Consider the following 7,821-nt stretch of genomic DNA (forward strand, 5'->3'; position numbering starts at 1 on the left):
TCATTCGAGTCTAGACAAAATGACACCAAATGAGTTTTACTATGATCAGCTACCCCAACAAAACAAGGTGGCTTAACTAGAGCGGAATATCACTTATAAATACGCTTTTAGTTGTTCAAACAAGTGGGACCACCTCTCTTATAGCTTCCGAATATATCAATTAATGATGCAATTTAAGTCGACAGGTTATTGCAACATTCCCCTTAAAGAATTGCGTAAAATACTTTCTTTAGAAAGTCTATATTCAAATGCTGCTGATTTAAAAAGGCGTGTGATTGATGCTGCATGTACTGAAATTAATGAAAAATCCCCTTATACGGTTAAATATGAGCTAATTAAAAAGGGCAATAAATTTCATAGTCTTGAGCTAAAATTTAAGAAGAAAAATGCAGAAAAAGAGCAATTAAGATGCCCTGACACAATTGATATGTTTGAAGAACAGAAAAATAACTTCCTTAAACTGTCTGATGCTCAGGTTGATAGTTTTGGTAATCAATTATCAGAACTTTCTGAATTAAGTTATTTAGCTAGAGAGGGTGAAAGCTACAAAGATTTAGCATTAAGGCTTAAAACAATGCTTCGAGATCCTGACCAACAACCACAGCTTCTTCCATATTTAAAAAAACTAGGATTTAAACCATGATTGAGTTAGATAATTTTAATTTTGATGAAGAAGTTGCCAAATTCAATGATGTTATTTTCAATCAGAGTAATGAAGTAAAAGCAAAGATATTGACTGGATATTTAAGCTCTATTATTGATGTTGAGATTAAACATTTTGATGATTTCAATGATCATAAAACAGTGCTTAAAGATATTGAAAGCAAAGTAACCTTTGCTATCAATATGCTAAAAACAATACAAAATTAATTATGGCAGATTAAATAATTTTCTATCCCGATCTTCTGTTAAATACTCGTTGATGCCAGCGAGTATTTTTTGTTTCTCTGCTTCATCTTCCATTTTCTTGAGCAAGTAAGAACCCAGTAAAATTTTACGTCTGGTATCGTTTTTTCGATTTTGTTCTTTCTGTTTTGCCTTTTCACGAGCGTCTTTAGCCTGCTTTTGAGCTTTAAGCTGCTTTAAGCGTTCTTCCTGTTGCTTTAAGCGTTCTTCCTGCTTAGCAATTCTCTGTTCTAAAGATTCATTTGTCATTGTAATTCCCATACCTAAAAAACCATTCAAGCATAGGATACCTGCCATTGAGATTCAATGCCTTCCTAAGCTATAATGGTTTTCCAGAATGGCGCACTTTACCAAACTAATTTCATTAAGTTTGGAAGTCCGAAAGGGGATACCCCTTTACCCCATAAAATTATTTTGTTGTTGTTGAGAAAAGACAAATGAGCCACCTCCGCGCTTCATCAGAAAACTGAAGGAACCTCCATTGAATCGAACTAATATTTTTTTTGGTGAATCGCATTCTGACTGGTTGCCTGTCAGAGGCGGAGAATCTGGTGATTTTGTTTTTCGACGTGGTGACGGGCATGCCTTCGCGAAAATCGCACCTGCTTCCCGCCGCGGTGAGCTCGCTGGAGAGCGTGACCGCCTCATTTGGCTCAAAGGTCGAGGTGTGGCTTGCCCCGAGGTCATCAACTGGCAGGAGGAACAGGAGGGTGCATGCTTGGTGATAACGGCAATTCCGGGAGTACCGGCGGCTGATCTGTCTGGAGCGGATTTGCTCAAAGCGTGGCCGTCAATGGGGCAGCAACTTGGCGCTGTTCACAGCCTATCGGTTGATCAATGTCCGTTTGAGCGCAGGCTGTCGCGAATGTTCGGACGCGCCGTTGATGTGGTGTCCCGCAATGCCGTCAATCCCGACTTCTTACCGGACGAGGACAAGAGTACGCCGCAGCTCGATCTTTTGGCTCGTGTCGAACGAGAGCTACCGGTGCGGCTCGACCAAGAGCGCACCGATATGGTTGTTTGCCATGGTGATCCCTGCATGCCGAACTTCATGGTGGACCCTAAAACTCTTCAATGCACGGGTCTGATCGACCTTGGGCGGCTCGGAACAGCAGATCGCTATGCCGATTTGGCACTCATGATTGCTAACGCCGAAGAGAACTGGGCAGCGCCAGATGAAGCAGAGCGCGCCTTCGCTGTCCTATTCAATGTATTGGGGATCGAAGCCCCCGACCGCGAACGCCTTGCCTTCTATCTGCGATTGGACCCTCTGACTTGGGGTTGATGTTCATGCCGCCTGTTTTTCCTGCTCATTGGCACGTTTCGCAACCTGTTCTCATTGCGGACACCTTTTCCAGCCTCGTTTGGAAAGTTTCATTGCCAGACGGGACTCCTGCAATCGTCAAGGGATTGAAACCTATAGAAGACATTGCTGATGAACTGCGCGGGGCCGACTATCTGGTATGGCGCAATGGGAGGGGAGCAGTCCGGTTGCTCGGTCGTGAGAACAATCTGATGTTGCTCGAATATGCCGGGGAGCGAATGCTCTCTCACATCGTTGCCGAGCACGGCGACTACCAGGCGACCGAAATTGCAGCGGAACTAATGGCGAAGCTGTATGCCGCATCTGAGGAACCCCTGCCTTCTGCCCTTCTCCCGATCCGGGATCGCTTTGCAGCTTTGTTTCAGCGGGCGCGCGATGATCAAAACGCAGGTTGTCAAACTGACTACGTCCACGCGGCGATTATAGCCGATCAAATGATGAGCAATGCCTCGGAACTGCGTGGGCTACATGGCGATCTGCATCATGAAAACATCATGTTCTCCAGTCGCGGCTGGCTGGTGATAGATCCCGTCGGTCTGGTCGGTGAAGTGGGCTTTGGCGCCGCCAATATGTTCTACGATCCGGCTGACAGAGACGACCTTTGTCTCGATCCTAGACGCATTGCACAGATGGCGGACGCATTCTCTCGTGCGCTGGACGTCGATCCGCGTCGCCTGCTCGACCAGGCGTACGCTTATGGGTGCCTTTCCGCAGCTTGGAACGCGGATGGAGAAGAGGAGCAACGCGATCTAGCTATCGCGGCCGCGATCAAGCAGGTGCGACAGACGTCATACTAGATATCAAGCGACTTCTCCTATCCCCTGGGAACACATCAATCTTACCGGAGAATATCGTTGGCCAAAGCCTTAGCGTAGGATTTCGCCCTCTCCCGCAAACGACCCCATGTGGGCGGTAAAATCAGCTATGTCCGTATTCCCTCACCTGAAGACTTCTGGTGATGAAAATGGCATCCCCACCCGGAAACTGGAAAACCCGCTATAAAGCCAGTGATCTTGCAGACCATCAAAGATTAGAAATGACCTGCAAGAAATGTAACCGCCTTGTTTATATCAATAAGGCAATGATCAGCTCAATTCGAGGACACGAGCAATTATATTTGGACGAAGTTGAACGACGCGCACGCTGCAAAGCTCAAAATTGCCGTGGCACCATGCGCATGGCAATGGTGCGTCTTGATGAACTCAGCGGTTTTATTGGCGGGATTGCTTGATCTCCCGCCAAGATTTTAAGATCGCAATAAACTGGCTGACTGGCGCAATAATGGTATAGCAATAAGATAAAGGCTTGCTGCGACGAGCCAAACCCAACCATCCCACTGCCCCGCGGTTAAGCCATAAAGCGTCGTAAATCCGACCGGCCCGATAATCGAGGTTATATTCGTCAACCCCGTTAAAGTTCCCTGTAAAGCACCTTGTTTTTCATCGCAAACAAGACCTGAAATAATGGCCTGCAAAGCAGGCATACCAATGCCGCCTGTGGCCAGCATAAAAATTGCCGGCAGAACCATCCAGCTTTGCGTGATAAAAGCCAGCAATAAAAACCCGCACATATCAGCGCCCATTCCAAGCAGCAACACACCGCGGTCACCCAGTCGCTTTGAAAGAGTGCCGGTTAAAACAGCTTGTACGAATGTATGTGCTGCACCAAAAACGGCCAGCGACACACCTGCTGTGCCAATATCCCAATTCAAGCGCTGTTCGCCATAAATCACCCACAAAGCGGCGGGCGCCTGCCCAATCAGCTGCATAAGAAAAAACAACGCAAAAAAGCTGGCAAGTCCCTGAACTGCAAAATTGAAGCGAAAGCCTTCAAACAAATTGATTTTGGCTGGCTGTCCTTCAGGCGGTTGTGACGGCGTTTTGGGCAACAAGAAAGCCACCAAACAAAAGGCAATTGCATTGAGAAGAGCCCCTGCCACAAAGGGCGCATGCACAGATATATCACCAAGAACACCGCCAATAGCAGGCCCTGCAATCATACCTGCACCAAAACACGCCCCCATAAAACCAAACCAACGCGCACGTTCTTCCTGTTTAGTTGTATCAGCGATAATTGATGCCGCGATTGCACCAGTTGCTCCGGTAACACCTGAGATAATCCGGCCGATATAAAGCACCCATAAAACAGGCGCTGCCGCCATTATGCTATAATCAATCGTGGCACCTAAAAATGAAACCAGCAAAATAATCCGCCGTCCATAGCGGTCAGATAACCGCCCTAAAACGGGCGCGCAAAAGACCTGCATAAACGCATAAAGCGATAAAAAAACACCATAGTGAAATGCTGTTTGCTCTGCCGGTACAAATTCATTTAATAAAGCCGGAACCACCGGCATGATTAATCCCAAACCAATCGCATCAAGCGCGACAACAATGAGTGCGGTTATAAGTGATTTTGACATAGATGTGACTTTTATTTATCATTGATAAGTTGGCGATAATAAACTTTATCAACGATAAATTGTCAAGAGGTAATGCAATAAAATGACCAAATTGGATCGTGAGACCGTTATTCAGGCTGCACTTGAACTTCTCAACGAAGTCGGTGTTGACAATTTAACAACGCGAAAATTGGCCGAGCGCCTGAAGGTGCAGCAACCTGCTCTTTATTGGCATTTTCGCAATAAGCGCGCCCTGCTTGATGCCTTATCTGAAGCCATGTTAGAAAAAAATCACACCCGCACCGTGCCTCAGACAGGAGAAGACTGGCGTGTCTTTTTAAAAGAAAATGCACTCAGCTTTCGTAGCGCACTGCTTTCTTATCGTGATGGCGCACGCATTCATGCGGGCACACGCCCAACCAGTGCGCAATATGAGCGCGTGGAAAAACAGATCAGATTTTTATGTGAGAGCGGATTTGAACAGCCCGATGCCGTACGGGCATTAGTGATTGTCAGTCATTATACGACGGGCTCTGTCAGTGAGCAGCAAGCAGCCCTCGAAGATAGTTCTGAACGCAAACAAGCCTCAAAAGAAGCCCCTGCACAGCCATCACAGTTTCTATCTCATGCCTTTGATACATTCGATGCGGAAGGTGCCGATTTTGCCTTTGAATATGGATTGGATGCTTTAATTTCCGGTCTGGAAATGAAGAAAGCCACAAAATAACTTAGCAGATGCAACATAAAAAAGCCCCGCAAAGCGAGGCTTTTAAAATGATTAACTTAAAGATTATGCTTTTGGTGCAGCTTTTGGTTTGCGTGTTGAATAGACGACAAAGAACCCTGCAACCAAACCATAACCAAGCCATTTAAATGGCAGTATATCCGCATCTTCGCTGCGGATTGCACGTACCGCAACCGTGCCCGGACGTGTTTCCACACCCGCTTTACCACTGCTTTGAGCCGCTTCAATCTGATCAGGTGAGACGACCCATTCACGGCCTGTATATTTATCATAGGCCATAAAACCAAAGCCCACGATGAGTGCGGCGATTGCGCCTGCAATCAAACGAATGCGCATATTCATATCAAATTTCCATTATTTAATCTTGTTCAGCTTTTAAGCTGACAACAGCAAAAACATCAATTAGCAAAGCCGATCACTTATTATTATCTAATTCAAAATCACAAAATGGGGTCGTTTGCGGGAGGGGGCGGAATCCTACGCTAAGGCTTTGGCCAGCGATATTCTCCGGTGAGATTGATGTGTTCCCATCCGAGCGGCGAAACATGGGCCAAGAGATCGGGCGATAGCAGCTTTCCATCGCGTTTCTGGTTTGCAACGACCTCGCCGAGCTTCATGGTGTTCCAGAAGATGATGATGGCGGCGAGCAGATTCATGCCGGCGATGCGGTAATGCTGGCCTTCGGCGGAACGGTCGCGGATTTCACCGCGGCGGTGGAAGCTGATTGCCCGCTTCAGCGCATGATGAGCTTCGCCTTTGTTGAGCCCGATCTGGGCACGCCGTTGGAGTTCGGCATCCAGAATCCAGTCGATCATGAACAGGGTGCGCTCGACGCGACCGACTTCCCGCAGGGCTGTCGCGAGCTCGTTCTGCCGCGGATAGGAGGCGAGTTTCCGCAGAATCTGGCTTGGCGCGACGGTCCCGGCAGCAATGGTGGCGGCGATGCGCAGGATGTCGGGCCAATTGCGCTCGATCATGGCTTGGTTGACCTTTCCGCCGATCAACGCTCGCAGGTGCGCCGGGGCGGCCGACGGATTGAACGCGTAGAGCCGTTTGGATGGCAGGTCGCGGATGCGCGGAGCGAACCGGTAGCCGAGAATGGCACATGCGGCAAAGACGTGATCGGTGAAGCCGCCCGTGTCGGTGAACTGCTCGCGGATATGGCGTCCAGCATCGTTCATCAGCAGGCCATCGAGGATGTAAGGCGCTTCGCTTGCCGTTGCAGGAATCACCTGGGTTGCGAACGGCGCATATTGGTCGGAGACGTGGCTATAGGCTTTCAGGCCCGGGGTATTGCCATATTTCGCGTTGACCAGGTTCATGGCCTCACCTTGCTCTGTAGCGACGAAGAACTGTCCGTCGCTCGAAGCCGACGTGCCCATGCCCCAGAACCGGGCCATGGGTAACGCTGCCTGTGCCTCGACCACCATGGCCAGCGCCCGGTCATAGGCTTCGCCCTCGACATGCCACCGTCCAATGCGGATCAATTCCCAGAAGGTGTGGGTGTTTGTCGCATCCGCCATTTTGCGCAAGCCGAGGTTGATCCCTTCCGCCAAGATAACGTTCATTAGCCCGATCCGGTCAGCGCAGGGTGCTCCTGTGCGCAGATGGGTGAACGCTTCGGTGAAGCCGGTCGCCGCATCCACCTCCAGCAGGAGATCGGTGATGCGCGTGGGCGGGATCTGCTTGTAGAGATCGAGCACCAGATCTTCGGCGCCTGTCGGCGCGGCGGCTTCGAGTTTCTCGATATGCAGAACGCCGTTTTCAATCGACCCGCCCGGGATCGTGCCTGCGCGAGCGGCACGGCCAAGCTCGCGCAACCGCATGTCGAGGCGAGCTTGCCGGTCTGCCAGCCATTCCTCCGGCCGCAATGGCACAGCGAGACGACCGCCTTCCGCGATGGATTGTGCCGGAACGAGTGCGTGTTTCAGATCGCCATAGCGCCGGGACCTAGTAAGCCAGACATCTCCGGAGCGGAACGCATCGCGCAGATGGAACAGCACCGCGATCTCCCATAGGCGAGCGTCGCCAGCCCTCTGGGCCCGAAGGTGGCGATGCCATTTCGAGCTGGGCCGCAAGAAGCTGGTCATCGCGGCATCGTTCAAACCGGTACGAAGGGCCGTCACCGCTTCCAGAAGCGGCAGTGCAACGGGCGCAGCTCGCAGATCGAGCAGGCGCAACATGCGTGGAGCGTATCGGCGGAAGCGGTGATAACCGTCGAGCACATGATTGAGCGGATCGTCGGCCATGGTGGCGGTCAGCCTGGTTGCCATTGCAACAAGGGTTTTTAAGCCGTCCCACCCTGACCCACTCGCGATGGCACTGTTGCAAATAGTCGGTGGTGATAAACTTATCATCCCCTTTTGCTGATGGAGCTGCACATGAACCCATTCAAAGGCCGGCATTTTCAGCGTGACATCATTCTGTGGGCCGTACGCTGGTACT

10 protein-coding genes are annotated in these 7,821 nt (G+C 49.9%); 6 read left to right on the plus strand and 4 right to left on the minus strand.

What is annotated here, in order from left to right; genetic code table 11:
• Positions 1 to 163: 163 nt before the first annotated feature.
• Positions 164 to 643, plus strand: coding sequence for a RepB family plasmid replication initiator protein (locus tag FTT72_RS15715; protein WP_005267630.1), 480 nt, complete (start codon positions 164 to 166; stop codon positions 641 to 643).
• The gene (locus tag FTT72_RS15720; protein WP_005028396.1) at positions 640 to 870 is read left to right on the plus strand and encodes a hypothetical protein; all 231 of its coding nucleotides are present in this window, start codon (positions 640 to 642) and stop codon (positions 868 to 870) included. Before FTT72_RS15715 ends, FTT72_RS15720 begins: the two co-directional genes overlap by 4 nt.
• On the opposite strand, the gene FTT72_RS15725 is transcribed toward FTT72_RS15720, so the two are convergent.
• Entirely contained in the window at positions 871 to 1,155 is a 285-nt protein-coding gene (locus tag FTT72_RS15725) for a mobilization protein (protein WP_148245845.1), read from the minus strand.
• 232 nt (positions 1,156 to 1,387) lie between these two features.
• Here FTT72_RS15725 and aph(3'')-Ib point away from each other — a divergent pair, with 232 nt between their 5' ends.
• The 3 genes from aph(3'')-Ib to FTT72_RS15740 all read left to right on the plus strand — a co-directional run bounded on the left by aph(3'')-Ib (position 1,388) and on the right by FTT72_RS15740 (position 3,461).
• Complete coding sequence (aph(3'')-Ib, locus tag FTT72_RS15730; protein ID WP_001082319.1) at positions 1,388 to 2,191, plus strand: aminoglycoside O-phosphotransferase APH(3'')-Ib; 804 nt, start codon at positions 1,388 to 1,390, stop codon at positions 2,189 to 2,191.
• The gene (locus FTT72_RS15735) at positions 2,191 to 3,027 is read left to right on the plus strand and encodes an aminoglycoside O-phosphotransferase APH(6)-Id (protein ID WP_000480968.1); all 837 of its coding nucleotides are present in this window, start codon (positions 2,191 to 2,193) and stop codon (positions 3,025 to 3,027) included. Before aph(3'')-Ib ends, FTT72_RS15735 begins: the two co-directional genes overlap by 1 nt.
• Before the next feature lie 167 nt (positions 3,028 to 3,194).
• Positions 3,195 to 3,461, plus strand: coding sequence for a hypothetical protein (locus FTT72_RS15740; RefSeq protein WP_052928020.1), 267 nt, complete (start codon positions 3,195 to 3,197; stop codon positions 3,459 to 3,461).
• Positions 3,462 to 3,476: 15 nt separating this feature from the next.
• Here FTT72_RS15740 and tet(Y) read toward each other — a convergent pair whose 3' ends face one another.
• Complete coding sequence (tet(Y), locus tag FTT72_RS15745) at positions 3,477 to 4,652, minus strand: tetracycline efflux MFS transporter Tet(Y) (RefSeq protein ID WP_011931119.1); 1,176 nt, start codon at positions 4,650 to 4,652, stop codon at positions 3,477 to 3,479.
• An 82-nt stretch (positions 4,653 to 4,734) separates the two neighbouring features.
• Here tet(Y) and tetR(Y) point away from each other — a divergent pair, with 82 nt between their 5' ends.
• Positions 4,735 to 5,358: a tetracycline resistance transcriptional repressor TetR(Y) gene (gene tetR(Y) / locus FTT72_RS15750; protein WP_011931118.1), complete on the plus strand. Its 624-nt coding sequence runs from the start codon at positions 4,735 to 4,737 to the stop codon at positions 5,356 to 5,358.
• 63 nt (positions 5,359 to 5,421) lie between these two features.
• On the opposite strand, the gene FTT72_RS15755 is transcribed toward tetR(Y), so the two are convergent.
• Positions 5,422 to 5,718 (minus strand): hypothetical protein, encoded by a 297-nt coding sequence (locus tag FTT72_RS15755; RefSeq protein WP_180178666.1) that lies wholly within the window; start codon positions 5,716 to 5,718, stop codon positions 5,422 to 5,424.
• A 140-nt stretch (positions 5,719 to 5,858) separates the two neighbouring features.
• The coding region (locus FTT72_RS15760; protein WP_373682959.1) for a Tn3 family transposase at positions 5,859 to 7,821 on the minus strand (1,963 nt) is incomplete at its 5' end.

Origin of the sequence: Acinetobacter sp. YH01005, assembly GCF_013420465.1 — a bacterium.
GTDB classification, from domain to species: Bacteria; Pseudomonadota; Gammaproteobacteria; order Pseudomonadales; family Moraxellaceae; genus Acinetobacter; species Acinetobacter amyesii.